Annotated in this window: 23 protein-coding genes, 1 tRNA gene and 1 riboswitch; of the genes, 12 read left to right on the plus strand and 12 right to left on the minus strand. The window is 67.9% G+C overall.

The window, feature by feature from the left end; all coding sequences use genetic code 11:
- The first annotated feature begins 3 nt into the window (after positions 1-3).
- The gene (locus ACZ1DY_RS37720; protein WP_465482499.1) at positions 4-396 is read left to right on the plus strand and encodes an NUDIX hydrolase; all 393 of its coding nucleotides are present in this window, start codon (positions 4-6) and stop codon (positions 394-396) included.
- Between the two features lie 2 nt (positions 397-398).
- Here ACZ1DY_RS37720 and ACZ1DY_RS37725 read toward each other — a convergent pair whose 3' ends face one another.
- On the minus strand, positions 399-992 hold the full coding sequence (locus ACZ1DY_RS37725) for a TetR/AcrR family transcriptional regulator (protein ID WP_037318732.1): 594 nt from the start codon (positions 990-992) through the stop codon (positions 399-401).
- A gap of 98 nt (positions 993-1,090) precedes the next feature.
- Positions 1,091-2,041, minus strand: a complete 951-nt coding sequence (locus tag ACZ1DY_RS37730) for an acyl-CoA desaturase (protein WP_257484332.1) — start codon at positions 2,039-2,041, stop codon at positions 1,091-1,093.
- A 174-nt stretch (positions 2,042-2,215) separates the two neighbouring features.
- Here ACZ1DY_RS37730 and ACZ1DY_RS37735 point away from each other — a divergent pair.
- The 5 genes from ACZ1DY_RS37735 (at position 2,216) to ACZ1DY_RS37755 (ending at position 7,593) form a co-directional block, all read left to right on the plus strand.
- A tRNA-Gln gene (locus ACZ1DY_RS37735) sits at positions 2,216-2,287 on the plus strand.
- Between the two features lie 43 nt (positions 2,288-2,330).
- Positions 2,331-4,079, plus strand: a complete 1,749-nt coding sequence (locus ACZ1DY_RS37740; RefSeq protein WP_126736467.1) for a GGDEF domain-containing protein — start codon at positions 2,331-2,333, stop codon at positions 4,077-4,079.
- A 44-nt stretch (positions 4,080-4,123) separates the two neighbouring features.
- On the plus strand, positions 4,124-5,611 hold the full coding sequence (glmU, locus tag ACZ1DY_RS37745; RefSeq protein WP_465482500.1) for a bifunctional UDP-N-acetylglucosamine diphosphorylase/glucosamine-1-phosphate N-acetyltransferase GlmU: 1,488 nt from the start codon (positions 4,124-4,126) through the stop codon (positions 5,609-5,611).
- Positions 5,608-6,588 (plus strand): ribose-phosphate diphosphokinase, encoded by a 981-nt coding sequence (locus ACZ1DY_RS37750; RefSeq protein WP_007028782.1) that lies wholly within the window; start codon positions 5,608-5,610, stop codon positions 6,586-6,588. The genes glmU and ACZ1DY_RS37750 overlap by 4 nt, the downstream gene beginning before the upstream one ends.
- A 129-nt stretch (positions 6,589-6,717) precedes the next feature.
- A complete protein-coding gene (locus ACZ1DY_RS37755) occupies positions 6,718-7,593 on the plus strand; it encodes a TIGR03621 family F420-dependent LLM class oxidoreductase (protein WP_257484330.1) in 876 nt (291 codons plus the stop codon).
- Here the strand turns inward: ACZ1DY_RS37755 and ACZ1DY_RS37760 are convergent.
- Both ACZ1DY_RS37760 and ACZ1DY_RS37765 read right to left on the minus strand, forming a co-directional pair.
- Positions 7,587-8,204, minus strand: a complete 618-nt coding sequence (locus ACZ1DY_RS37760; protein ID WP_126736470.1) for an NAD(P)-dependent oxidoreductase — start codon at positions 8,202-8,204, stop codon at positions 7,587-7,589. The genes ACZ1DY_RS37755 and ACZ1DY_RS37760 overlap by 7 nt on opposite strands.
- A gap of 95 nt (positions 8,205-8,299) precedes the next feature.
- Positions 8,300-9,421 (minus strand): hypothetical protein, encoded by a 1,122-nt coding sequence (locus tag ACZ1DY_RS37765; RefSeq protein ID WP_465482501.1) that lies wholly within the window; start codon positions 9,419-9,421, stop codon positions 8,300-8,302.
- A gap of 340 nt (positions 9,422-9,761) precedes the next feature.
- On the opposite strand from ACZ1DY_RS37765, the gene ACZ1DY_RS37770 reads away from it, so the two are divergent.
- From ACZ1DY_RS37770 to ACZ1DY_RS37785, 4 genes are all read left to right on the plus strand, one after another.
- Complete coding sequence (locus tag ACZ1DY_RS37770) at positions 9,762-10,367, plus strand: 50S ribosomal protein L25/general stress protein Ctc (RefSeq protein ID WP_192743535.1); 606 nt, start codon at positions 9,762-9,764, stop codon at positions 10,365-10,367.
- Between the two features lie 10 nt (positions 10,368-10,377).
- Positions 10,378-10,974, plus strand: coding sequence for an aminoacyl-tRNA hydrolase (pth, locus tag ACZ1DY_RS37775; protein ID WP_465482502.1), 597 nt, complete (start codon positions 10,378-10,380; stop codon positions 10,972-10,974).
- Between the two features lie 159 nt (positions 10,975-11,133).
- The gene (locus tag ACZ1DY_RS37780; RefSeq protein WP_465482503.1) at positions 11,134-11,493 is read left to right on the plus strand and encodes a DivIVA domain-containing protein; all 360 of its coding nucleotides are present in this window, start codon (positions 11,134-11,136) and stop codon (positions 11,491-11,493) included.
- Positions 11,493-11,822, plus strand: coding sequence for a DivIVA domain-containing protein (locus tag ACZ1DY_RS37785; RefSeq protein ID WP_126736475.1), 330 nt, complete (start codon positions 11,493-11,495; stop codon positions 11,820-11,822). Before ACZ1DY_RS37780 ends, ACZ1DY_RS37785 begins: the two co-directional genes overlap by 1 nt.
- A 61-nt stretch (positions 11,823-11,883) precedes the next feature.
- On the opposite strand, the gene ACZ1DY_RS37790 is transcribed toward ACZ1DY_RS37785, so the two are convergent.
- The 5 genes from ACZ1DY_RS37790 to rsmA form a co-directional block, all read right to left on the minus strand.
- The gene (locus tag ACZ1DY_RS37790) at positions 11,884-13,575 is read right to left on the minus strand and encodes a fatty acyl-AMP ligase (RefSeq protein ID WP_465482504.1); all 1,692 of its coding nucleotides are present in this window, start codon (positions 13,573-13,575) and stop codon (positions 11,884-11,886) included.
- A 51-nt stretch (positions 13,576-13,626) separates the two neighbouring features.
- Positions 13,627-15,399: an ABC-F family ATP-binding cassette domain-containing protein gene (locus ACZ1DY_RS37795; RefSeq protein WP_465482505.1), complete on the minus strand. Its 1,773-nt coding sequence runs from the start codon at positions 15,397-15,399 to the stop codon at positions 13,627-13,629.
- Between the two features lie 67 nt (positions 15,400-15,466).
- Positions 15,467-16,432, minus strand: a complete 966-nt coding sequence (locus tag ACZ1DY_RS37800) for a 4-(cytidine 5'-diphospho)-2-C-methyl-D-erythritol kinase (protein WP_007028772.1) — start codon at positions 16,430-16,432, stop codon at positions 15,467-15,469.
- A 120-nt stretch (positions 16,433-16,552) separates the two neighbouring features.
- Positions 16,553-17,563: a methionine ABC transporter ATP-binding protein gene (locus ACZ1DY_RS37805; RefSeq protein WP_192743540.1), complete on the minus strand. Its 1,011-nt coding sequence runs from the start codon at positions 17,561-17,563 to the stop codon at positions 16,553-16,555.
- Positions 17,564-17,775: 212 nt separating this feature from the next.
- Positions 17,776-17,866, minus strand: a riboswitch (SAM riboswitch).
- 222 nt (positions 17,867-18,088) lie between these two features.
- The gene (gene rsmA, locus ACZ1DY_RS37810) at positions 18,089-18,925 is read right to left on the minus strand and encodes a 16S rRNA (adenine(1518)-N(6)/adenine(1519)-N(6))-dimethyltransferase RsmA (RefSeq protein WP_257484322.1); all 837 of its coding nucleotides are present in this window, start codon (positions 18,923-18,925) and stop codon (positions 18,089-18,091) included.
- A gap of 40 nt (positions 18,926-18,965) precedes the next feature.
- Here rsmA and ACZ1DY_RS37815 point away from each other — a divergent pair, with 40 nt between their 5' ends.
- Both ACZ1DY_RS37815 and ACZ1DY_RS37820 read left to right on the plus strand, forming a co-directional pair.
- A complete protein-coding gene (locus ACZ1DY_RS37815; protein WP_465482506.1) occupies positions 18,966-19,550 on the plus strand; it encodes a GNAT family N-acetyltransferase in 585 nt (194 codons plus the stop codon).
- Between the two features lie 146 nt (positions 19,551-19,696).
- Positions 19,697-20,704, plus strand: coding sequence for a DUF222 domain-containing protein (locus ACZ1DY_RS37820; protein ID WP_465482507.1), 1,008 nt, complete (start codon positions 19,697-19,699; stop codon positions 20,702-20,704).
- A gap of 58 nt (positions 20,705-20,762) precedes the next feature.
- Here ACZ1DY_RS37820 and ACZ1DY_RS37825 read toward each other — a convergent pair whose 3' ends face one another.
- The 3 genes from ACZ1DY_RS37825 to metG form a co-directional block, all read right to left on the minus strand.
- Positions 20,763-22,142, minus strand: a complete 1,380-nt coding sequence (locus tag ACZ1DY_RS37825) for a transglycosylase family protein (RefSeq protein ID WP_465485764.1) — start codon at positions 22,140-22,142, stop codon at positions 20,763-20,765.
- A gap of 413 nt (positions 22,143-22,555) precedes the next feature.
- Positions 22,556-23,392, minus strand: a complete 837-nt coding sequence (locus ACZ1DY_RS37830; RefSeq protein WP_465482508.1) for a TatD family hydrolase — start codon at positions 23,390-23,392, stop codon at positions 22,556-22,558.
- 7 nt (positions 23,393-23,399) lie between these two features.
- Positions 23,400-25,193, minus strand: coding sequence for a methionine--tRNA ligase (gene metG / locus ACZ1DY_RS37835; protein WP_257484319.1), 1,794 nt, complete (start codon positions 25,191-25,193; stop codon positions 23,400-23,402).
- Between the last annotated feature and the right edge of the window lie 28 nt (positions 25,194-25,221).

The following is a 25,221-nucleotide window of genomic DNA, read 5'->3' on the forward strand; positions in this document are numbered from 1 at the left end:
ACCATGATCGACAAGATCGCTTGGCTGCACCTGCGGGACGGCCGGATCCTGAGCACTCGCTCACGCGGGAAGTCCGTGTTCTATCTGCCCGGCGGCAAACGCGAATCCGGCGAAACCGACACGGAGACCTTGATCCGCGAAATCCGTGAGGAACTGACCGTCGAGATCGATCCGGCGAGCATCGAGCCCGCCGGGGTCTTCGAAGCGCAAGCCGACGGCCACGCGACAGGTCTCCTGGTCCGGATGACCTGCTACACGGCCGAATTCGGCGGAACACTCACGGCCAGCAGCGAGATCGACGAGGTCGCGTGGCTCGGCTACGAGGACAGGGACCGGGTGTCCGCGGTCGACAAGATCATTTTCGACCACCTTCGGGAAACCGGCCTCCTGCGCTGAACTCAGTACAGCCGCAACTTGGGCTTGTGCTCCAAATTGGACAGACCGTTCCAAGCCAGATTGACCAGATGCGCGGCGACCTCGTCGCGCTTCGGCTTCCGGGCGTCGAGCCACCACTGCCCGGTGAGCGCGACCATCCCGACGAGCGCCTGCGCGTACAGCGCGGCCAGCTTCTCGTCGTAGCCGCGCGCGGCGAACTGCTGCGCGAGGATGTGCTCGACCTGGCTGGCGATGTCGTTCAGCACCGTCGAGAACGTGCCCGTCGAACTCGCGACCGGCGAATCCCGCACCAGGATGCGGAAGCCGTCGTGCGAGTCTTCGACGTACGAGAGCAACGCGATCGCCGCCTGCTCCAGCATCACCCTCGGGTGTCCACCGTGGAGGGTGGAGACCATCCGGTCCAGCAGCAGCTGGGTCTCGCGGTCGACGACGACGGCGTAGATGCCTTCCTTGCCGCCGAAATGCTCGTACACCACCGGTTTGGAGACGTTCGCGCGATGCGCGATCTCCTCGATGGACGTGCCTTCGAAACCCTTCTCCGCGAACAGGGCTCTGGCGACGTTGAGCAGCTGCTGCCTGCGCTCGGTCCCTGTCATCCGCACCCGGGCCACCGGGGCGGCAGGACGCGCCCCGGTGACCGCTTCACGTTTGGTCCGCCTTCTCCCCGCCATCGCAGAAGACTAACGCGACCTCGCTATTTGCTTTCAGTGGCGATGCGCGCGAGACGCTGCGGGGTCGGCCAGCGCACGTCGTGGGCCCAGCCGAACTTCTCGAAGATCCAGATCAGCCGCGCGGAAATGTCGATCTGACCGCGCTGCACACCGTGCCGCGCCGACGTGGGGTCGGCGTGGTGCAGGTTGTGCCACGACTCGCCGAAGGAGAAGATCGCCAGCGGCCAGAAGTTGGCCGATTTGTCGCGGGCCGCGAACGGGCGCTCGCCGATCATGTGGCAGACCGAGTTGACCGACCAGGTGACGTGGTGCAGCACGCAGACGCGCACCAGCCCGGCCCAGAAGAACGCGGTCACCGCGCCCCAGAACGACCAGGTGATGAGTCCGCCGAGGATCGCGGGCAGCACCAGGGTGAGCAGGCTCCACAGCCAGAACAGGTCGTCGACCTTCTTGATGGCCGGGTCCTTCACCAGGTCCGGCGCGAACCGCTCCGCGTTGGTCTGGTCGCGGTCGAACAGCCAGCCCATGTGCGCGTGCCAGAAACCCTTGGCGATGGCGAGCGGCGAAGTGCCGAACAGCCACGGCGAATGCGGGTCGCCGTCGCGGTCGGAGAAGGCGTGGTGGCGCCGGTGATCGGCGACCCAGGTGATCACGGGGCCCTGGACTGCCATGCTGCCGGCGATCGCCATCGCGACGCGCAGCCACGGCTTGGCCTTGAACGAGCCGTGCGTGAAGTAGCGGTGGTACGAAACGGTGATACCGAGCCCGCTGATCGCGTAGAAGACCACGAACAGGCCGACGTCGACCCAGGTCAGTCCCCAGCCCCAGGCGAACGGGACGGCCGCGAGCAACGCGGCGAGCGGGAAGATGACCCCCAGGTAGACCGAAAGCTGCACAGCGCTCGACCGCTGTCCTTCGGTGACCGGTTTGGGGCCCTTCGCGGGCTTCTGGGACTGGTCCAGGGTAGCCGTCATGCAGTCACTTCTTTTCTACGAGCAGCCCTTGAGGGTATCCCTAAGGGTGACCTTACCTACGATGCCGTAAGTTACGGTACAGGAGGTTTCGCCCGCTGTGGAGTGCCCGCGAAGGTGAGGCAACCCCCGGGCGCACGCGGAGGTCCCCGGCATGGCTATCCTGACCAGGATCGATCCGCCGTAGTGTAATCGGCAGCACTTCAGATTTTGGTTCTGACAGTTCAGGTTCGAATCCTGGCGGCGGAGCAGACGAACAGATGACCAGCGGCGTTTTCAACGGTGGGGGTGTGTGCGGCTGACCGAGGACGCGACGACCAGTGGCAGGCGGCCGGCGCTTGCGGAGATGTCCGACGCCTGGCTTTACGGTCGCGCGCGCGAACTCGGGGCGGCCATCCAGCGGGTCAGCTTCGCCGAGCAGCTGGACATCGTCACCAGCCTCGACGAACTCCTCGACGAGACGCAGCGCCGCGGCGAACCCTTGCTGGTCGCCCAGCTGCTGCGCTACTCGGCGATGGCCAGGCTGGTCACCCGCGGCCTCGCCGCCGAAGCCGAGCCCCGGCTCGACGAGATGCTCGCGCACACCAGGCGGCACGGTCTCGCGCTGATGCGGGCCGACGCGCACGCCATGCGCGGCCGTCGGCTGGTGATCGCCAAACAGGAGGACGCCGCCCTCACCGAGATCGCCAGGGCGCTGGCCATCCTCGACGATTCCGCGGTCCCGGACCGCCAGGTCGGCAGGCGCAACTGGGACCGGATGCTGTCCACGACCCTGGTCGACTGCTGGCTGGTGCTGAACCAGCTGGGCGTCTACGAGGCGGCCGAGGAGGCCATCGCCCGCGCCGCGCAGGCGATCCGCGACAGCGCGAGCCCGCACGAGATCGCGCTCCAGCTGATCAACCGGGTCAAGATGCTGCTGGGCTGGGGTCTCCGGCTCGAGCGCATCGAGCGCTACGACGAGGGCGCGGACAAGTTCCGCACCGCGGCGTCGATGGCCCAGGCCGCCGAAGGTCCGTTCACCGAGTCGCTCTTCCCGCGCAAGGCGGGGGTGCCCGCGATCGACCAGGTCGGCGTGCTCGCCGCGGCCGCCGCGCTGGCGTCGCCCGATTCGTCGCATATCGAGCGGCTGAACTCCCTGCTGCATCCGGAACTGGTGTTCCCGCACGAACGCGAGATCATCGCCATCGCGCTGGCCCGCTGCCTGGACAACGACGGCCGCCGCGAGGACGCCCTGCAGGTGCTCAAAGAGGTCCGCGAGGACAACGAGGACGGTTCGCTGCCGTCGATGCGGCTGAACCTCGCCCGCGAGCTCGCCAGGCTCGACACCACCCCGGACTACGCGTCCGGGGCGAGCCAGTCGCTGATCGACTACGCGACCATCCTGGAAACGGAGATGTGGTCGCTGCGGGAATCGCAGATCGCCACGCTCAACGCGCGCCGGGAACACGAACGCCTGTCCGCCGAGCACGGCGCGATCACCCAGCAGGCCCTCCAGGACCCGCTGACCGGGCTGCCGAACCGGCGCGCGCTCGACGAAAAGCTGCGTTCGCTGGCGTCCTCCGCCGACGCCCAGCCCCTCGCGGTGGCGCTGGTCGACCTCGACGGTTTCAAGGACGTCAACGACAAGCAGTCGCACGCCGAGGGCGACAACGTTCTCCGTGTCATCGCGAGCACGCTGCGCGACGCCCTGCGCGGCGACGACGTGGTCGCCCGATACGGCGGAGACGAGTTCATCGTGCTTCTACCTGGGGCTCCGGCGTCCGCGGCGAAGCAGGCGCTTGGTCGTTCTGTGAATGCCGTCGCATCTCTGCCGCACCATCTTTCGCACGGCGTCACCCTCTCCGTCGGCCTCGTCTCGCTCCGCCCGCAGGAGCGGGCCGAGCAGGTCCTCGCCCGCGCCGACGCGGCCATGTACCAGGCGAAACGCGGCGGCGGGAACCAGGTTTCGTCGGTGAACTCGATGGCCATCGACCCGGCGACCGGATGGCCCGGCGAGGATGCTCCGACCGACCCCGCGTGGGACGCCGAGCAGCCCACGTAGGATCAATGCCCGACAACCACCGTTGGTGAAATGTTGGGAGAGCCGTGACCGGCCCGCTGAGCACGTTGATCCTCGCCGCGGGTGAGGGCACCCGCATGCGTTCGTCCACCCCGAAGGTGCTGCACCCGATCGCCGGCCGCCCGTTGGTCGAGCACGCGGTGCGGGCCGCCGCGGGACTGAACCCGGAGCATCTGGTCGTGGTCGTCGGCCACGGTCGCGACTCGGTCGGCACCCGGCTGGAAAAGGTCGGCGAGGCACTCGGCCGCCAGGTCGTCACGGCCGTCCAGGAAGAACAGAAGGGCACCGGGCACGCCGTCTCGTGCGCGCTCTCCGCGCTGCCCGGCGGGCTGACCGGCACCGTCGTCGTCAGCTACGGCGACGTCCCGCTGCTCGACACCGAAACGCTCGCTTCCCTGGTCGCCGAGCACACCTCCACCGGTAACGCGGTCACCGTGCTGACCGCCGTCGTCGAGAACCCGACCGGATACGGCCGGATCATCCGCGACGAAAACGGCGTCGTCACCTCGATCGTCGAGCAGAAGGACGCCACTCCCGAACAGCACGAAATCGCCGAAATCAATTCCGGCGTCTACGCCTTCGACGCGTCGGTCCTGGTCGACGGGCTTTCGAAGCTTTCGACCGACAACGCGCAGGGCGAGCTCTACCTCACCGACGTCCTCGGCATCGCCCGCGGCGACGGCAAGGGCGTCGGCGCGCTGGTCATCGACGACCCGTGGGTGACCGAAGGCGTCAACGACCGCGTTCAGCTGTCGGTCCTCGGCGCCGAGCTGAACCGCCGGATCGTCCGCAGCTGGCAGCGGGCCGGCGTCACCGTCGTCGACCCCGCGAGCACCTGGATCGACGCGGGCGTGACCCTGTCGCGCGACGTCGTCATCGAGCCCGGCGTGCAGCTGAAGGGTTCGACGTCGGTCGGCGAGGGCGCGCAGATCGGCCCGGACAGCACCTTGGAGAACGTCTCCGTCGGCGCGGGCGCGTCGGTGGTGCGGACCCACGGTTCCGATTCGGAACTGGGCGACGGCGTGAAGGTCGGCCCGTTCACCTACCTGCGTCCCGGCTCGAAGCTGGGGACCAAGGGCAAACTCGGCGCTTTCGTCGAGACGAAGAACGCCGACATCGGCGCCGGCACGAAGGTCCCGCACCTGACCTACGTCGGCGACGCGACCATCGGCGAGAACAGCAACATCGGCTGCTCCAGCGTCTTCGTGAACTACGACGGCGTGAACAAGCACCACACCACGATCGGCTCCCATGTGCGGCTCGGCGCGGACAACACGTTCGTCGCCCCGGTGACCATCGGCGACGGCGCCTACAGTGGGGCAGGCACCGTGATCAGGCAAGACGTGCCCCCGGGCGCGCTCGCCGTGTCCACCGGGCCGCAGCGCAACATCGAAGACTGGGTGGCCCGGCGCAGGCCGGGCACACCCGCGGCGGAAGCAGCTTCCGCCGCGAAGCAGGACACCACCGCCGTGTCCGATTCGAACAAGGGAAACGACGGGGAGTCGCCAGCATGAGCTCGAAGTCCGGAACACCGAAGAAGAACCTGATGCTCTTCTCCGGGCGCGCCCACCCGGAACTCGCGGAAGAGGTGGCCAAGCACCTCAACGTGTCGGTCGTACCGCAGACCGCGCACAATTTCGCCAACGGGGAGATCTTCGTCCGGTTCAACGAATCGGTGCGCGGGACCGACGCGTTCGTGATCCAGAGCCACCCCGCGCCCATCAACGAGTGGGTGATGGAGCAGCTGATCATGGTGGACGCCCTCAAGCGGGCGAGCGCCAAGCGGATCACCGTGATCATGCCGTTCTACCCGTACGCGCGGCAGGACAAGAAGCACAAGGGCCGCGAGCCGATCTCCGCGCGCCTGATCGCGGACCTGTTCAAGACCGCGGGCGCCGACCGGATCATGACGGTCGACCTGCACACCGCGCAGATCCAGGGCTTCTTCGACGGCCCCGTCGACCACCTGCTCGCGCAGAACGTGCTGGCCGCGCACATCAACAAGACCTACCGGGACGAGAACATCACCGTCGTCTCGCCGGACTCCGGCCGCGTGCGGCTGGCCGAGAAGTGGGCGGCGCAGCTGGGTGACCGGCCGATCGCCTTCATCCACAAGACCCGCGACCCCGACAAGCCGAACCAGGCCGTCGCCAACCGCGTCGTCGGCAAGGTCCGCGGTCAGCTGTGCGTGCTGATCGACGACATGATCGACACCGGCGGCACGATCGTGAAGGCCACCGAGGCCCTGCTCGACGAAGGCGCGTCCGACGTCGTCATCGCCTCGACCCACGGCATCCTGTCCGACCCCGCCACCGAGCGGCTGTCGAACTGCAAGGCGCGCGAGGTCATCGTCACCAACACGCTGCCGATCCCGGAGGAGAAGCGGTTCCCGGGGCTGACCGTGCTGTCCATCGCGCCGCTGCTGGCGCAGGCGATCCAGCAGGTCTTCGAGGACGGGTCGGTCACGTCCCTCTTCGACGGCAACGCCTGATCCCAGCGAAGCAAGGGACCTTTGCTCCCGCTCTCTTCCGGAGAGTGAGAGCAAAGGTCCCTTGCTTCGTTTTCGGCTCCTCGCGAAACCGCGCGCGCCCGGCCACACCGGATGGCTAGGTTGCCGTTCATGGGGAAATTCAAATTCGGCGTGAACCTGTGGGGCGCCGAGAACCGTGAAGACTGGGTCGCGAAGTGCCGCCGCGTCGAGGCCCTCGGATACGACGTCATCTCCGTGCCCGACCATCTCGGCCCGGGACGGAACGCGCCTTTCCCGGCGCTGACCATGGCCGCCGCGGTCACCGAGCGGCCCCGCGTCGGCACTCTCGTTTCCAACATGGCTTTCTACAACGCCGCGCTCTTCGCCCGCGAAGTCGTCACGACGGTGAAGATGACGGGCGACCGGCTCGACCTCGGGCTCGGCTCCGGCCACATGAAATCGGAATTCGACGAGGCCGGCCTGCCGTGGACCCCGGCCAAGGAACGTATCGAGTACCTCGCCAAGAGCCTTGACCACCTGCGCGAACACTTCGCCGGCGAAGGAATCACTCCCCCGCCGCTACTCCTCGCGGGCAACAGCGACGGTGTGCTCTCACTCGCCGCCCGCGAAGCCGACATCGCCGGCTTCGCGGGCCTTCGTCAAGCACCGGGGAAACCGCCGGGCACGTTCCGGCTCGACGACGCCGAGCGCATGGACGAACGCGTCGCCTTCTTCCGCTCGCACGCGAATGGCCGCGATCCCGAACTGAACATGCTCGTCCAGCGGGTCGTCGTCACGGACGACCGGCGCGCGGCCGCCGCGTCCTGGCGTGAGGAGCTCAAGGACCAGGACAGCCTCGACGTCGACGCCCTGCTCGAAACGCCCCAATTACTGTTCGGAACCACCGAAGAGATGGTCCGGCAGCTCCAGGAGCGTCGCGAACGATACGGCTTCTCCTACATCACGGTGTTCGAACCGATGCTGGAATCGTTCGCGCCGGTCGTGCGGGAACTGTCCGGTCAGTAGGCCACGCAGAAACGCTGACGGCGGCGCTGCGGCTTGTCGATCTCGTCGACGAACGCGATCGCGTAATCGGCGCCGCTGATCTTCGAGCCGCCGTTCTCGTCGGTCAGGAGCACGTCGCCGCCGAGCCGGAACTCGCCGGTCCGCTCGCCCTCGGCCCACGCACCGAACTCGGCGGCCGGGCTGAGGTAGAACCAGTCGACGTCCTCGGGAAGCTTCCGGAACGCTTCGAGCACCTCGGCGTGCGCACCCGCTTCACCCTTGTACTCGTCCGGGAACTCGGGGGTGTCGATCAGCCGCGGCCCACCCTCGGCCACGTTCAGGCTGCCCGCCCCGCCGACAACGCCGATCCGGGCGCCGTTGTCCTTCGCGACCTGCGCGATCGAAGGCACCGCGTCGAGCAGGCCACTCTGCCCGTGGACCGCGATGACCAGGACATCGGCACCCTTGGCGACCTCGGCCAAGAATGCCTCGTCGTAGAGCGAGCCCGCCCTGGTGCCCTCACCTTCGGCGGTCCTGGACACCACCAAGACGTCGTGACCGCGGCCGCGCGCCTCGGCGGCGATCTTCCCGCCCGCGTATCCGGTTCCTCCGAAAACAACCAACTTCGCCATCGCGTTTCTCCCTTTCATCGGCGACGACGCCGATGCTAAGAACGCGAGATCGGCTACTTCAACGTATGCAACGCACCCCGAGGTGAGCGTGCAGGTCAGCCGCCCAGCGTGGCGAACTCGGACTTGAGCTTTTCACGAACACCGGCGATGTCGACCGGAGCCCGGACCTCGCCTTTGGCCGACGGCTTCGCCTGCACCTGATAGCTGGCGTTCCGATTCGGCAGTTTGAACTTGACCTCACACGTCATGCTCGTCGTGGTGTCCGGGGCCGCGTCGGCGTTGGCCGTGCAACTCTGCGCCCCGAGGGACTGCGCGGTGAAGTCGACGGTGAGCGTCAGGCGCACGGGCGTCCCGCTCACGCCGCCGATGACGGAATTGGCGACATCGATGGTCGCCCGGCAGGTCCCGACGAAGTCCGTGCAGTCCAGCTTGTCGTTGACGACACTGACCCTGACCTGGGTGAGCGCGTCGAACGGCTGGCCGAGCCCGCCGATCGCGCCGTCCAGATCGGTCTGGAGCTTCTTGAGCGCTTCGCCGGCGAGCGGCTCGACCCGCATCTCGGCGCCGAGCGTCTTGCCGCCCGCCGCGGCGACGAGGGAAGGCGCGAAACTGACGACACGATGCGGCGCCGCGGTGGTCACCCGCAGTGTTCCGAGCCCACTCCCGACGTCGTAGACCTCGGTCCCGTCGGGCAACTTCGAACGGACCGGATCGGTCAACGGGTCCATCCCGGACACCGCGGTCCTCAGCGTCGACGCGGCCTTACGCGGGCTGAGCACCTCGACGGCGTTCACCGGCAGATCCGAGCTGTCCGTACGGACCCAGCTGGTGCCGTACTGGGCGCTGTCGCCGAGCCCGTGCGCCTTCCAGTACTCCGGCGTCGCCGAGAGGTACAGCTGCTTGTCGGCGGCGATGACCTGGATGGTCTGGCCGTCGACCGGCAGCGCGCCGTACGCGCTCCCGTTCCGGGTGATCCGGAATTGCAGTTCCGCGGGCTGACCGGCCGCGTCCTTGATCGTCGACTTGTAGACGACGGCCGGCGCCTGCTCCAGCGCCTTCAGCGCGCTCTCGACAGCGCCGCGTTGCTCCGCGCGCCGGTCCACCCGCTGCTGCTCGGCGGCCGGGATCCCGGCCGCCCCGTCGATCGCGACGTCACAACCGGCCACGAGACAGCACAGGGCGGCGATCGCGCCGATCTTCGACCGTCGTGCCGGCATTCCGTCCCCTTAGTCTCGCGTGCGAGCAGATCACACCTTAGAAAAGGGGTCCCGCACCACCGCATCCGCGGGTTCGCGAAGCAGCTGTCACCGACTTGTCACCTGTACGAGCCACCCGGCGGCACCCCCGCCCGGCCGCTTGGTCTACACTTTCCCGGTCTCGGCGAGGCGGGTTCCGTGAGCACCTGGTGCCCGACGTGATCGACGCGGCGGCTTGAGTGGCCACACGCGGTCGAGCACGCCTGTGGAATTCGCCGCCGAACACCAGAACCGCCCCGAACCATCCCCACCTCAGCATGCTTTCGCTGAACATGTTGGTGAATTGAAGGAGTGCTACACCGTGTCCGAGGTAACCCTGTCCGTCGAGCCCCGCACCGAATTCGGCAAGGGTGCCGCGCGTCGCACGCGTCGTGCCGGCAAGATCCCCGCGGTGCTGTACGGGCACGGCTCGGACCCGCGCCACTACGCCCTCCCCGCCCTCGAGTTCGCCCGCGTCGTGCGTGAGAACGGCAGCAACGCCGTCATCACCCTCGAGCTCGAAGGCAAGAGCGAGCTGGCGCTGACGAAGACCATCGTCGTCCACCCGCTGAAGAACTACATCGAGCACGTCGACCTGCTGGTCGTCCGCCGCGGCGAGAAGGTCACCGTCGACATCCCCGTCGTCGTCACCGGCACCGCGGGCCCGGGCACCCTGGTCACCACCGACCTCGACACCCTCCAGATCGAGGTCGAGGCGCTGCACATCCCCGAGCAGGTCGAGCTCTCGGTCGAAGGCGTCGAAGCCGGCACCCAGATCCTCGCCTCGCAGGTCACCCTGCCGAAGGGCGCCACCCTGGTCACCGACCCCGAGGCCCTGGTCGTCGCCGTCAACGAGGCGCCGTCCGAGTCCGCGCTCGAGGGCGAAGAGGCCGAGGCTGCGGAGGCCCCCGCCGAGGACGCCGAATAAAGTCACCGATGTGACCGAAGCAGTACTTCCCGGGGCCGGCGAGCAGATCCTGCTCGCCGGCCTCGGCAATCCCGGCCCCCAGTACGCGGGCAACAGGCACAACGTCGGCTTCATGGTGCTCGACGAACTCGCCGGCCGCGTCGGCGGCAAGTTCAAGGCCCACAAGAGCGGCGCCGAAATCCTCGAAGGCAGGCTGGCGGGCAGGCGGGTGGTCCTGGCCAAGCCGCGTTCGTACATGAACCTCTCGGGCGGCCCCGTGGTGGGCGCGGCCCGGTTCTACAAGATCCCCCCGGCCGGCGTCGTGGTCATCCACGACGAGCTGGACGTCGACTTCGGCGCGCTCAAGATGAAACTGGGCGGCGGCGACAACGGCCACAACGGCCTTCGCTCGATCACCAAATCGCTGGGCACGAAGGACTACTACCGTGTCCGCTTCGGCGTCGGCCGCCCTCCGGGACGGCAGGATCCGGCGGATTTCGTGCTGAAAGACTTCTCGACGGTCGAACGGAAAGAGCTCGCTTTCGAGATCGATCGTTGCGCCGACGCCGTTGAAGCGCTTATCAGCACCGGGCTCGCCGCGGCCCAGAACACCTTCCACGCTGGGTGAACCCGCTCACATGGCGGTGCGTTACACCTCGTCACTCGAAGGCGTTTCACCACGCCCCTGATCGAGTCGTGGAATAGCGCTGGCTCTTCCGGGGAACTCTCAAACCCGTTAGGACGGAATGCGGAGATCGCATTCCCCACCGAAACCGGAGAGAGTTTCATGTCGTTTACGGCCGAAGACATCACCGGCGCCACTTTCCCGAACGCCCCGATCGGGCGACGCGGATACGCCAAACACCAGGTCGACGCGTTCCTGGAACGGATCGCCGACACGATCTCGGACCGGGACGACCTGACGGCCGCGGAGGTCCACCACGTCATGTTCTCGCGGCCGTTGATCGGTAAGCGCGGCTACGACGAACGCGAAGTCGACGATTTCCTCGACAAGGTCGAAGTGCAGCTCGCCCACCGGACCGGCCAGCACGCGCTCGGCGTGCCCGGCGCCCGCGAAGAGGACGAAGCGACCGCCGAACGCGCCGTCCCGGACCGCGGTCCCGTCGAGTTCCTGCGGGAGCGCTAGTGCCCGTCACCGCCTTCGAGGCCAGAACCCGGCAGTTCGACCGGGCGCCGATCGGCGCCCGCGGCTATCACGAACCCGCGGTCGACGCCTTCCTGGAACGGGTCGCGGCGACCCTCGACGGCGATGACGACCTGACGGTTTCGGACGTCCACAACGTCGCGTTCGCCAAGGCGCCGCTGTCGAAACGAGGCTATGACCAGGCAGCGGTCGACGCGTTCCTGCGAGACGTCGAAGGAACGCTGGCCGGGCTGTCGCAATCCGCCGGCTACTACATAGCGCCCGCCTTGGAGCACACCCATACCCGTAAGCCACCCTGGCGACGCCGCTGACCACCGGGAGGTGCAGCGAAAGGGCCGGGTCCGCGAGGTTCGCGGACCCGGCCCTTTCGTGTCAGCTCGCCGCCGCGTTCTTGGCGATCTTGTCCGCGAACTGGACGGCGGTCGCGGCCCGCTTCACCTTGCCCGAGGGCGTCTTGGGGAGGCTTCCCGCCGGGAGCACCACGACCGCGAAGGGCCGCATGTCGACGGCGCCGCGCACCTTGGCCGCGACCTCCTTCGCAAGCGCCTTCTCCGTTTCGGGGTCCCCGGCGAGTTTGGATTCGACCACGACGGCGAACCGTTCCCGCCGGCTGCCGGCGTCGAGCCGCACGGCGACGGCGTTCCCCGCCCGGACCCCCTCGACCGAAGTCGCCGCGCGTTCGATGTCGGTCGGGTACAGGTTCCGGCCGCCCATGATGATGACGTCCTTGCGGCGGCCGCAGATCACGATCATGCCGTCGACCAGGTAGCCGAGGTCACCGGTGAGCAGCCAGCCGTCCTCGTCCTGCGTCGCGAGCGGCCCCTCCATGGTCAGGTACCCCGGGGTCACGGCCTCGCCGCGCAGGCGGATCTCCCCGACCTCGCGCTCCCCGAGCACGGTGCCCTTGTCGTCGACGATCTCGGCTTCGAGCCCGTCGAGCGGCGGACCGAGCACCGCGAAGGAACGGACCTCGTCGGTCCCGCGCCGCGGGTCGCCCTCGGGGACCGGCACCGCGCGGTTGTCCGCCTCGAGTGCGTCGGCCTCGACCACGTCCAGCGTCAAGCCGGTGAACAACGGCGCGAATGAAACCGCGAGAGTCGCCTCCGCCATGCCGTACGCCGGGAAGACGCATTCGGCGGGCATCTTGAAGCGTGCTCCAGCCTCGACGAACGTCCGCACGGCCGTTTCGTCGATCGGTTCGGCGCCGTTGAGCGCGATCCGGAGCTTCGAGAGGTCGTACGCGTCGTCGTCCTCGACACGGGCCATCCGCCTGCCCACGATCGCGTACGCGAAGTTCGGCGCGGCCGTGGTCGTGCCGTTGTACTTGCTGATCAGCTGCGGCCAGATCAACGGTCCCGACAGGAACTCGAGCGGCGTGATCTTGACGAGTTCGACGCCGAACGTCATCGGCACCGTCAGGAAGCCGACCATCCCCATGTCGTGGAAGGTGGGCAGCCACGAGACCATCACGTCGACGTCGAAATCGAACTCGGCCCGGTCGACCATCGCCTTGACGTTCGAGTACAGGTTTCCGTAGGTGATCTGAACGGCCTTCGGGTCGGCCGTCGATCCGCTGGTCAGCTGGAGAAGCGCCGTGTCCGATTCGGCCGTGGGCACGGGCTCCGCCAGCGGTTCGGCCTCGAGCAGCTCGGTGATGACCTGGAACGCGATGCCGTGCTCCGTGAGCACCGGCGCCAGCTGATCGAACGGCTCACCGAGCAGAACCAAGTCGGACCCGATCATCCGCAGCACTCGAACGGTGTCCTCGGCCCATTCGGCGAGGTCGGTGCGCTGCGTCGGCTGGTGCAGCATCGTCACGCTGCCGCCGGCGAGCCAAACCGCCTGAACCGTCGGCGCGATCAGCGACGGCGCCGCCGCCAGTACCGCGACCGCTTTGCCGGGCTCCAGCCCAGCCGCCACCAGACCCCCGGCGACCCGTTTGGCCTGCTCGTGAATCTCGGCCCACGTACGCCGAACCGGCTCCTTGGGCTCCCCGGTGACCATTCCCCGCTGCTGACCTCGCCCCGCCGCGGTGGCGACGAGCGTGTCCACGAACCGACTCATGCGCGTCACACTACTGTCCGCGCTGAAAGGCCCGCTCGCCGTCGCGTGAACTCATTCGATCGCTTCGGAGGTCTCGAGCCACTGGGCCTCGACCTCCTCCTTCTCCGTTTCGACGGCTTTCAGTTCGGTGTTCAGCTCGATGAGCTTCGTCGGATCGGTCGCCGCGGCGAGCAGCGCCGCGTGCAGTTTCTCTTCCTTCGTGTGCAGCTGGTCGAGCTTGCGCTCCAGACGGGACAGCTCCTTCTGCGCCGCCCGCTGTTCCGCGGCGCTCTTCTTGGGCGCGGAGGCCTGCGCGTTGCCCGCCTTCCGGTCACCGCCGGCTTTCTCGAGGCTCTTGGCGCGCCGGTTCAGGTACTCCTCGATCCCGCCCGGCAGGTGGGTCACCTGCCCGTCCCCGAACAAGGCCACGATCGTGTCGCAGACGCGTTCCACCAGGTATCGGTCGTGCGAAACGACGACGAGGCTGCCCGGCCAGGAATCCAGCAGATCTTCGAGCTGCTGCAAGGTGTCGATGTCGAGATCGTTGGTCGGTTCGTCGAGCAGCAGCACGTTGGGCTCGGCCATGAGGAGCCGGCACAGCTGGAGGCGGCGGCGTTCGCCACCGGAAAGGTCCTCGACCGGCGTCCACTGCCTCGCGGCGGGGAAACCCAGCTTTTCGGCCAGTTGGGAAGCGGTGAGCTCCTGTTTGCCGAACACGACCCGTCCGGAGACCTCTTCGATCGCCTGCAGCACGCGCAGATCGCCCGGCAGGTCGTCGAGCTCCTGCCGGAGGTGCGCGAGGCTGACCGTCTTGCCCTGGATGCGCCGTCCCGTCTCAGGCTCCCTGTCACCGCCGAGCAGTTTGAGGAGCGTCGTCTTGCCCGACCCGTTCACGCCGACCAGGCCGATCCGATCCCCGGGCCCGATCCGCCAGGTGACGTGATCGAGCAGGGTGCGGTCGCCGACGGTCAACGTGGCGTCCTCGATCTCCAGCACGGTCTTACCCAGCCGACGGCGAGCGAACGCCTGCAGCTCGACCGAATCACGCGGCTCCGGCACGTCGGAGATCAGCGCCTCCGCCGCCTCGACGCGGTAGCGCGGCTTCGAGGTCCTGGCCTGCGGACCGCGGCGCAGCCACGCGAGCTCTTTACGAGCGAGGTTCTGCCGCTTCTCTTCTGCCGTCGCCGCCAGCCTCGCCCGCTCGGCGCGCGCGAAGATCCAGTCCGCGTAACCACCTTCGTACTGCTCGACACGACCGTTCGTGACCTCCCAGGTCAGACTCGCGACCGTGTCGAGGAACCACCGGTCGTGCGTGACGACCACGACCGCGATCTTGCGGTTGAGCAGGTGATCCGCGAGCCAGCGCACACCTTCGACGTCGAGATGGTTGGTCGGCTCGTCGAGGACCACGAGGTCCAGTTCACCGGTGAGGGCGGCGGCCAGCGCCACCCGGCGGCGTTCGCCCCCCGACAGGTTCGCCGTCTCCTTGTCGACGCCGAGAGCGGTGATACCCAGACCATCCATAATGGACCGGACACGCGCGTCAGCGGCCCACTCGTGCTCCGCGCCGTAGCGTTCCAGCACGACATCTCCGACCGTGCTGCCGTCGGGAAGTTCGGTCCGCTGAGTGACCACGGCCATCCGCAGACCCCGGACCTGACTGACACGTCCCGTGTCCGGCTCGCTGATCCCCGCGAGGACCTCCAGCAGCGTCGTCTTCCCGCCCCCGTTGAGACCGACGACACCGATACGCTGCCCCTCCGCCACACCGAGCGAAACACCGTCGAGCAGCGGGCGCACCCCGAAGGACTTGCTCACCGACTCCAGGTTGACCAAGTTGGCCATGCCTCAGCCGATCCTTTCCAAAAAGCTCGCACCACAACGAATTGGTCGATGTCCATTTCGGACACCCTTATGCGTGCACCCGAGGCGGCGACGGCCGCGGCGCGTCGTCCCCGCCGACCAGCCGGGCTCCGGGGACCGGCCCGTGCGCGACACGCACCGTGCGACAGACACCGGCGCCGGACAGTTCCGCGGCGACCTCGACGGCCGACTGGGCGTCCGCGCACAGAAAAGCGCAGGTCGGCCCGGACCCGGACACGGTGCCGGCGAGCGCACCCGCGTTGACTCCCGCCCGCAATGTGCGGCGCAGCCCCGGACGCAGTGAGACAGCGGCCGCCTGCAGGTCATTGCCGAGAAGCAGCGCCAACTGCCGCGGGTCGCCGGAGGCCAGCGCCTCCACCACCGGGGTGTGTGAGCCGATCCGCGGCGGGCTGCCCTCTTCACGCAACTTGTCCAGCTCGCCGAACACCCTCGGAGTCGAAAGCCCACGCTGGTCGAACGCCAAGACCCAGTGGAAGGTGTGCCTCGACAAGACGGGCACCAGCTGCTCGCCCCGGCCGGTGCCCAGCGCTGTCCCGCCGTAAAGCGCGAAAGGAACATCGCTGCCGAGCTTCGCGGCGATACCCGCCAGCTCGTCCCGGGAAATGTCGAGCTTCCAAAGCGACGCGAGCCCGACCAAGGTCGCGGCCGCGTCGGCGCTGCCACCGGCCATCCCGCCCGCGACCGGGATGCCCTTGCGCAGCACCACTCTGACCTTGGACTCGCCATCCGCCTTGCCGACATGGGCCGCCAGCGCCTGCGCCGCTTTCCAGGCGAGGTTGTTGGCTCCTGTCGGCACGGAACCTTCACCTTCGCCGTAGACCTCGACGCCGGGGTCTTCGGTGACCGCGACGGTCACCTCGTCGGTCAGGGAAAGCGCCTGGAACACGGTCACCAGCTCGTGGTAACCGTCCGGGCGTACGTCACCGACCGACAGGTGCAGGTTGACCTTGGCGGGAACCCTGACGGTTACTGGGGGCGGTACGACGGCGAGCACGCCTCAAGCCTACGTGGCCGCTCCACTTGCGCTGCCACCAGGAGAAAGAGAACGGAGGGGGCAGACGCGAACGGGCCGCCCCGGACGCAGTTCGTCCTGAGCGGCCCGTTCGGAGAGAAATCAGGCGGCGACACCCTGCGGTCCGCGGACCGGGTGGGTCACGTGGCCGCCACGTTCGGCGATCCAGGCGAGCGCGGCGTCCGCGCGCTCACCGCGCACCCCGAGGCGGAACCGGCCGACCGGAGTGTCTCCGATCCGGGTCAGGCCGCCCCCGATGGTGGCGAGCTCGACGTCGAAGCGACCGGCGGCCTCCGGCAGCAGCGCACCGACCGAGGCGAAGCCGACGAGCACGACGTCCACCGCGCGGTCGTACTTCGAGGCCTGCGCCCGCCCGGTTTCGATCGCGGGAAGCAGCGCCTGCGCGGTCCGGCTGTTCGGGTCGGAGATCAGGTCGAGCACGGTTCCGCGTTCGATGACCGCGCCGGCCTCCAGCACCGCGACGTCGTCGCAGACACGGCGGACCACACCCGCGTCGGGCGTGGTGAGCAGCACCGTGACGCCGAGCTCGGCGCGCGCACGGTCGAGCACGGTCAGGACCGCGCCGGACTCCTCGGGCTGCACGCCCGCCGTCGGGTCGTCGGCCAGGAGCACGGACGGTCCGGCGGCCAGCGCCTTGGCGATGGCCACCCGGCGCAGCTGGCCCTCGGACAGGTCGCCCGGTCGCTGCCCAGCACGGGGGGTGAGCCCGACCAGATCGAGCAGGTTGCCGACCCGGTTACGGCGCTGCGGGCCGTCGAGGCCGAGCTGTTCGAGCGGCGAAGCGATGTTGCCGGCGATGGTGCGCTCGGCGAGCAGCTCCGGCTTGGTGCTCACGACTCCGACCTGGCGCCGGATTTCGCGGAGACGGCGTCCGTCGAGGGTCCCGGTGTTGAGGCCGTCGAGACGGACGACGCCGCGGTCGGGACGCTCCTGGAGACCGATGCAACGAGCGAGGGTCGATTTGCCGGAGCCCGCCGGACCGACGACTCCGAACAGCGAGCCAGCTTGGATGTCCACGCTCACATCGCGCAGTGCGACGACGGGATTTCCGTTGAGGGGAAAGGACTTGGACAGGTTTTCGACAGTGATCACGAAAGGCTCCATGCAAATGGGGCGCTACTTCTTTCGAGCGCGCCAACCGTCACCGAGTGACCGTCCGGGAAACGGACGGATTCAGAGGTAAGGGAAAGAACTCAGGCAGTAACGGTGGAGCGTCGACACGCACTTACCGTGCGGCGACCTTCATCGACGACACGTCGCCTGGTCAGCAGGAGCGGGTGGGTGACCCTGTTCATTAGGCACAGCCTCCATCGGTCCTGGCTGTAGCACCTGCCCTGTGGAGGGTGGTTGCTGCGACTTCGGCGAGCCAGGTCTCTCAGTCGCTCGGGATGGCTCACTGAGTAAAACCGATCCCACTGGATGAAAGCAAGCGCGTAGGCGCAGATCACACGTCTGGTCGCGTCCATCATACAGGATTGGCCGCCCATATTATGGGATGCCGACAGGCGTATCCGGCCTGCGGCAGGCGCGCTGCCTGCTAAGACAAGGTTCGCCCGCGCCGGATCGAGAGGAGGAACCACGCGGTCGCGCGGCCCCGGTCACACCTGCGCCAGGTGGTCAGCCGGCAGCCGCGGCGATCCGGGCGAACTGATGGACGTCCAGCTGCTCCCCGCGGGTTTTCGGGTCGATACCCGCCTTTTCGAGCAGTTCCCCCGCGCGTTCGGCGGAACCGGCCCAAGACGCCAACGCGGCCCGCAAGGTCTTCCGCCGTTGCGAGAAGGCGGCGTCGACGACCGCGAACAGCCGCTCCCGTTCCACGGACGACACCACGTCGCCCCGTTCGAAGGCGACCAAGGCGGAGTCGACGTTCGGAACAGGCCAGAACACCGCCCGGGGCACCGCGGCGACCTTGCGCGTCTTCCCGTACCAGGCGAGCTTGACGCTGGGCACGCCGTAAGTCCGGCTTCCCGGACCCGCCGCCATCCTGTCCGCGACCTCGGTCTGGACCATTACGAGACCACTGGTCAGCGACGGCAGTTCGGCGAGCAGGTGGAGCACGACGGGAACGGCGACGTTGTACGGCAGGTTCGCGACGAGCGCCGTCGGCCGTGCGGGCAGATCGTCCGCGGTGATCCGCAACGCGTCCGCGCCGACGACCGTCAGCCTTTCGGCCCCGCCTCGCTCGGCCACGGTGCTCGGCAGCCGTCCCGCCAGCACGGGATCGATTTCGACCGCGACGACCTCGGCGCCGGTCGCGAGCAGTCCGAGTGTCAGCGAGCCGAGGCCCGGCCCGACCTCCAGGACGACGTCCCCTTCGCCGATCCCCGAGAGGTCGACGATGCGGCGCACCGTGTTGGGATCGTGCACGAAGTTCTGGCCGAGCTTCTTGGTCGGACGTACGTCCAGCTCGGCCGCCAGCGCCCTGATTTCCGCAGGACCGAGCAGTTCAGTCACCCGACGATCGTAACCAGGCCCGGTAAGCCACGATTGGCCGGTGGACGACGTCGTACTCGATGGTGAAAAAGTCCGGCTGCGCGACTGGCGCCCTTCCGACCTCGGGCCGCTCCTCGACCTACTCGATCCCGCGCGGCCCTGGCACGAAACGAACGGACCCTATTTCGGCACCCCGACCACGGCCGCCGTCGAATCCACGGCGCGCGAACTCACCACGATCAAGGCCGAGCCGCCCGATCCCCGCACCAGCCTCGCCGTATGCGACCTGAGCGACGGAAGATTGATCGGCCGGGTCAGCTGGTATTGGGAAAGCAGGGAGACCGACTGGCGGCGGATGGGGCTGGTCATCTACGACGAACGGTTTTGGGGCGGCGGGTTCGGCACCGAGGCCTTGCGCATGTGGACGACCTACTTGTTCGCCCGCACCGACACGCTCCGCCTGGACTTCGCCACGTTCTCGGGGAACCCGGGGATGATCGCCGTCGGGCGGCGGCTCGGGTTCGTCGAAGAAGGCCGGTTCCGGCGCGCCCGGCGCTGGTCCGGCGGCGTCCATGACGCCGTCGTCTACGGGGTGCTCCGCGAGGAGTGGGACCGGAGGCATCGCTCAGGCATGGGGCCGGCCTGATCCGACCCCACCATCCGGATGGCTTTTCCCAAGCGACACGTATCCCACTCAAGGGTGATCGGCGCAGGTCGGCACAGCCGGAGCGTGATGATCATCCACCCGATCGATACCGTGCATTCGTTCGAATCTGCCTCGACAATCGAGGGATGACCAGCACAAACATTCCCAAGGCCTTCCCGCTCAACCTGCCGGAAGGCGACGCCGAACTGCTTCTCGACGAGTTGCGGACTCGGCTACGCGAAGGGCGACGTCTTGTCGCCGAGGTCGGCCAGATCCTGGCCGAGATCGAGTCACGTGGTGTCCGGGACCTCTACGGATACAACTCGATCGCCGTCTTCTACGAACATGTGGCCCGGGTGCCTCGGGCAGAGGCTCAAAGAGTGACCGGCAGAGCGCTGGCGCTCAATTCGAGACGGGCGCGCGACGGCACGTCGATCGACCCCGTCGCGCCCCTGACCGGCACCGCGGCCACCACCGGCGCGTTGGCCGAGGCCAGTATCGACCGGATCGTCACGGTCATGAAGAAGCTGCCCGAGCACGTCACGGCGAGCGCACGGCTCGAGGCCGAGAAGAGCTTGGTCGAACTCGCCGGCGTCGCGAGACCGCGCGACGTCACGGTCGCGGGCACGGAGCTGCTCGCAGAACACGACCCGGATGGAAAACCCAAAGACGACCCCGCTCCGCAAAGGCGGCGGAGCGAGTTCTGGTTGCGCCAGAAACGAACCGGCCGCTGGGACATGCGCGGCGACCTCGATGCCGAGACGGGCGCCCGCCTGAACGCGCTCCTGGTGCCTCGGGCCTATCCGACCCCTGACAAGGAAGCCGACGACCGTTCGCCGGCAGAGCGTCGCGGCGACGCGTTCGCGGAGATCGTCGAGCTCGCGGAAAGCGACCCGGACATCCCCGTGCCCCGGCAGAGCTCGGAACGGGTCAGCGAGCAGTCTCAGGCTGCCGAGCCGGCCACGGAGCCCGCCAGCCGTCCCCTGCCCGTCCAGACGCCGCCTCAGGGCCCCCAAAGCCCGCCCCGCGGCGGAGGAGGGCTTCGGCAACCGGCCAGGAACGTGGCCCACATACGGACCGCGCGCTGGTGGGCGAGATTCTCCAGACCGAGGGCCGGGAACCCGGCTCAGCCACCCAAGCCCCTAACGGCCTGAAGGCCACATTGCGGGCGAACCCACACGGTGACCTTCAGGAAAGGGGAATGATCTCGCGTCAGGCCTTCTTGCCACAGTGCGGCCAAGCGCCGTAGCCGCCACGGTCCTCGCGGACCTTCTCGGCGACAGCGATCTGCTGGGCCTTGCTGGCCTGGTGCGGGTACGCGGCGTACTGGTCGCCGCCGTAGGCGTCCCAGGTGCTCTTGTTGAACTGCAGGCCACCGTAGTAGCCGTTCCCGGTGTTGGCGGACCAGTTCCCGGTCGACTCGCACTGCGCGATGCGGTCCCAGGCGCCGGCGTCCCCGATGACCGGGTCGGCGGGCTTCTTGGTACCGACCTTGACGATCTTGGGCTTGGCCTCGGTGATGACCTCTTCCGAGACCTTCTCGCGGCCGACCTCTTTGCCGTTGCGCTTGGTGACCTTGTAGGTCACGGTCTTCTGGCCCGGGGTGCCCGGGTCCTCGACCTTGGTCTTGCCCTTTTCGAGGTCCGGGTCGTCGACCTTCTGCTCGGGCGGCGCGATTTCCTCGTTCTGCTTGACCATGGTGACGCCGGTCCGGCTGATGTGGACCTCGGCGCCGTCGACCAGCTTGACGTCGAGACCGCCGACGGCCTCGTCGTCCGGGCCGAGGGTCATCCGGAGCTCACCGAGGAATTCCTTGGTGGTGACGGAGTTGGTCTGGACCTTGCGCGGTTCGTTCGCGCCGTCGTAGACCGTGACGTTCTTGAGGGTCTTGACCTCGACGGTGGCGCCTTCGAGGGGCAGCTCGCCGTTCTGCGGGAGCGAAGTCCAGGTGCCGGCCTTGGCGAGGTCGGCGCGACCGAGCTGGTTCAGCGCTTCGCCGAGGTTGGTCGCGCGGACCCAGGATTCCTGCTGAGGCGCGCCGTCGACGATCAGGTTCAGCTTGCGACCGCGCTCCAGCTTGATGACGCCGCCGTCGCCCACCTCGGCCTGAGGCGAGGGCGAGAGCGAGTCGTGCGCGCCGACGGAGAGGCCGGCGTCTTCGAGGACCTCACCGACGGTGTCGCCGAAGCTGTGAACGGTCTGCTGCTTGCCGTCGACGTCGAGCGTGACGCTCTTGTTCATCGCCATCGCGGCCGCGCCGCCACCACCGAGGGTGAGCAGCACCGCCATGACGGTTCCCTTGAGGAAACGCTTCTTCCAGACCCGGGTCGAGTTCGCGATGACCTCGTCCTTGGTCGCGGCCTTCATCGGCGCGCCCGCGGTGCGGTCCTCGGCCAGCTCGTCCGGGATGACGATCGGCGGGAGCATGGTGGTCTCGGCGCTGATGAGGCGGATCAGCTCGTCGACGTCGACGTCGATCTCGGCCATCAGCATGTCGGCGTCGGGGCCGAGCGCGGCCAGGACGTCCTGGTGGGTGATGCGCGGATCGTCGGAGTAGTCCAGCTCGCCGTACTGCGTGTCGCGGTCGAGCACGGCAACCGAACCGGCGGAAGCGAAGGTGTTCGTCTCTGCGCCGAGGCGCGAGCCATCCTGCCTACTGCTACCAGTCACTGGGTCGTTCCCTTTCCCAAGACGTCGAGGAGCTCGACAACCACTCCACTACGTCCTTCGTCTCGATGCGCGCTTCGGCACACCTCTAGAAGTCCGACACCCGCAGCCAGCGCCATCGTCACGGTTCCAGGCCGTACCTCTCCTGGTTCCGCTTCCCCGACGTGCACTGACGTGACTGTGGGCGTAACAGCCGGAAACCGCTTGAGCGGGTCCCGACCGGCACGATCACGGGACAGTAACGAACCTCGCCGGGTTGCGCAAACACCGCCCGGAGTGTCGTGACGTTGGTCACTCATCAGAGTGGACCATTGCTGATCACTAATGTCGCAATCCGTTCAACCGGTTGTGACTGACGGCAATCCGAAGACCCGCTCTGCGGTCGTTCGCACCGATTCGGCCACCTCGTGTACGGCCTCGCCCCTGAGCGAGGCGAGGTGCCGAACCGTGTAGGCGGCGCAGTAGGGCTCGTTCGAACGTCCGCGGAACGGATGCGGGGTCAGGAACGGAGCGTCCGTTTCGACGAGGTACTGGTCCGCAGGGACGATCCGTGCCGCCTCGTGGAGCCCGCGAGCGTTACGGAAGCTGACCGTGCCGGCGAACGAAAGCACGTATCCCGCGTCGACGCACCGGCGCGCGATGTGCTCGTCTCCGGAGAAACAGTGGAAGACGACCTGCTCGGGCGCGCCTTCTTCCTCCAGGATCCGGAGGACGTCGTCGTGGGCGTCTCGATCGTGGATCATCAGCGGTTTGCCGATCCGCTTGGCGAGATCGATATGCCACCGGAAGGCGTCCTGCTGCGCGTCGTGGGACGAGTAGTCCCAGTAGTAGTCGAGGCCGGTCTCGCCGACCGCGACCACTCTGGACTCGTTGGCGAGACGCTCCACTTCGGATTTCTCGGGCTCGCCGAAATCCTTGGTACGCGTGGGATGGATCGCGACGGCGGCCCAGACCCGCGGGTCCCAAGTGGACGCTTGCGCGGCCCAGCGAGCGGCCGCGAGATCGTCCGCGACGGTGATGACCCGGGAGACACCGGCGCGTTCGGCGCGGTCGACCATGGCTGTCACATCAGCCGCGGTGACCGCGCCGCACGCGTCGAGGTGGGTATGCGCGTCCACCACCGAAACCGGCAACCTGTCCGGGATCGGCGGCAGTTCCTTCTTCTCCGCACCCATCAGCTGATCACTTCGAGATCGGGGCCCATTCGGGACCGGTCTCGCCGAGTTCCGGGTCCAGCTTGGCGAACAGCGGGGTCGGCTTCTCCAGCGGCTTGCCGACCTCGATCGGCACAGACTTCCAGCGCGCCTGCTCGGCCTTGTAATCCCCGGTGAGGATGGGGTTGATCCGGCCAGGGATGTCGAGGTCCTCGACTTCCTGAAGCTCGGGCTGGGCCGCCCAGACGCCGGTGCCACCGAGCGCCTCGTGCACCTTCTGCGCCGAGTGGGGCAGGAAGGGGGTCAGCAGCGTGTTGGCGTCCGAGACGACCTGCAGAGCCGTGTGGAGAACGCTGTCGCGCCGGGCGGGGTCGTCCTTGAGCTTCCAGGGCTCCTGGTCCGACAGGTACCGGTTCGCGGCGGTGACCACGCGCATGGCCTCGCTCGCGGCGGCCTTGAACCGTGACCGCTGCAAGTGGGCGCCGGCGGTGTCGAACGCCTTACGGGAGAGCTCCTTGAGCTCCTCGTCGGCGGCCGTGGGGGCGTCGGGACGAGGAATGGCCCCGACGTTCTTGTGGGCCATCGAGATGGACCGGTTGACGAGGTTGCCCCACTCGTTGGCCAACTCGAAGTTGGTCCGGCGAACGAATTCGTCCCAGGTGAAGTCCGTGTCCTGGGTCTCGGGCCCCGCGACCGAGATGAAGTACCGCAGTGTGTCCGGGCCGAAATCGCGCAGGAAGTCGTGGACGTAGATGACCGTGCCGCGCGAGGTCGAGAACTTCGAGCCGCTCATCGTGAGGAACTCGCTGGAAACGATCTCGTCGGGCAGGTGCAGCTTGCCGTACTTGCCCGCGACGCCGCCTCGATCGCCCTCGCCGTTGTGGCCGAAGAGCAGAGCGGGCCAGATCTGGGCGTGGAAGGTGATGTTGTCCTTGCCCATGAAGTAGTAGGAGCGGGCGTCCGGGTTGTTCCACCACTCCTGCCAGGCGTCCGGGTTGCCGGTGCGGCGCGCCCACTCGACGCTCGCCGAGAAGTACCCGATGACCGCGTCGAACCAGACGTAGAAGCGCTTGAGCGGCTGGTCGCGCCAGCCGTCGAGCGGGATCTTCACGCCCCAGTCGAGATCGCGGGTGATCGGCCGCGGGCGCATGTCGTCGATCAGGTTCTTCGTGAAGTTGAGGACGTTCGGCCGCCAGTCGGTCTTGCTCGACAGCCACTTGCCCAGCGTGTCGACGAACGCCGTCAAATCGAGGAAGTAGTGCTCGGTCTCGACGAACTTCGGCGTTTCACCGTTGATCCGGGACTTCGGGTTGATCAGTTCGGCGGCGTCGAGCTGGTTGCCGCAGTTGTCGCACTGGTCGCCGCGGGCGCCGTCGTAGCCGCAGATCGGGCACGTGCCCTCGATGTACCGGTCGGGCAGCGTGCGGCCGGTCGAGGGGCTGATCGCGCCCCGGGTCGTCTTGGGGACGACGTAGCCGTTGCGGTGCAGCGCGAGGAAGATCTGCTGCGTGACCTCGGCGTGGTTGCCCGTGGTGGTGCGGGTGAACAGGTCGTAGGTGAGGCCGAGCCCTTGCAGGTCCTGCCCGATCTGACGGGTGTACTTGTCCGCCGTCTGCTGGGAGGTCATGCCTTCTTTGTCGGCCTGGACGGTGATCGGGGTGCCGTGTTCGTCGGTACCGGACACCATGAGCACCCGGTTGCCGGCCATTCGCTGGTAGCGGGAGAAGACGTCGGACGGGACGCCGAATCCGGACACGTGGCCGATGTGGCGGGGGCCGTTGGCGTAGGGCCAGGCCACCGCAGTCAACACTGGGGTGCTCATGCTTGTTTAGCCTACGGACGTCGTCCAA

It is taken from the genome of Amycolatopsis sp. PSD-21 (assembly GCF_055561455.1).

Coding starts and splice junctions, on each gene's coding strand:
- ACZ1DY_RS37720 (WP_465482499.1), top strand. CDS start 4: ATGATCGACAAGATCGCTTGGCTGCACCTGCGGGACGGCCGGATCCTG.
- ACZ1DY_RS37725 (WP_037318732.1), bottom strand. CDS start 992: ATGACAGGGACCGAGCGCAGGCAGCAGCTGCTCAACGTCGCCAGAGCC.
- ACZ1DY_RS37730 (WP_257484332.1), bottom strand. CDS start 2,041: ATGACGGCTACCCTGGACCAGTCCCAGAAGCCCGCGAAGGGCCCCAAA.
- ACZ1DY_RS37750 (WP_007028782.1), top strand. CDS start 5,608: ATGAGCTCGAAGTCCGGAACACCGAAGAAGAACCTGATGCTCTTCTCC.
- ACZ1DY_RS37755 (WP_257484330.1), top strand. CDS start 6,718: ATGGGGAAATTCAAATTCGGCGTGAACCTGTGGGGCGCCGAGAACCGT.
- ACZ1DY_RS37760 (WP_126736470.1), bottom strand. CDS start 8,204: ATGGCGAAGTTGGTTGTTTTCGGAGGAACCGGATACGCGGGCGGGAAG.
- ACZ1DY_RS37765 (WP_465482501.1), bottom strand. CDS start 9,421: ATGCCGGCACGACGGTCGAAGATCGGCGCGATCGCCGCCCTGTGCTGT.
- ACZ1DY_RS37780 (WP_465482503.1), top strand. CDS start 11,134: ATGTCGTTTACGGCCGAAGACATCACCGGCGCCACTTTCCCGAACGCC.
- ACZ1DY_RS37790 (WP_465482504.1), bottom strand. CDS start 13,575: ATGAGTCGGTTCGTGGACACGCTCGTCGCCACCGCGGCGGGGCGAGGT.
- ACZ1DY_RS37795 (WP_465482505.1), bottom strand. CDS start 15,399: ATGGCCAACTTGGTCAACCTGGAGTCGGTGAGCAAGTCCTTCGGGGTG.
- ACZ1DY_RS37820 (WP_465482507.1), top strand. CDS start 19,697: ATGACCAGCACAAACATTCCCAAGGCCTTCCCGCTCAACCTGCCGGAA.
- ACZ1DY_RS37830 (WP_465482508.1), bottom strand. CDS start 23,392: ATGGGTGCGGAGAAGAAGGAACTGCCGCCGATCCCGGACAGGTTGCCG.
- metG (WP_257484319.1), bottom strand. CDS start 25,193: ATGAGCACCCCAGTGTTGACTGCGGTGGCCTGGCCCTACGCCAACGGC.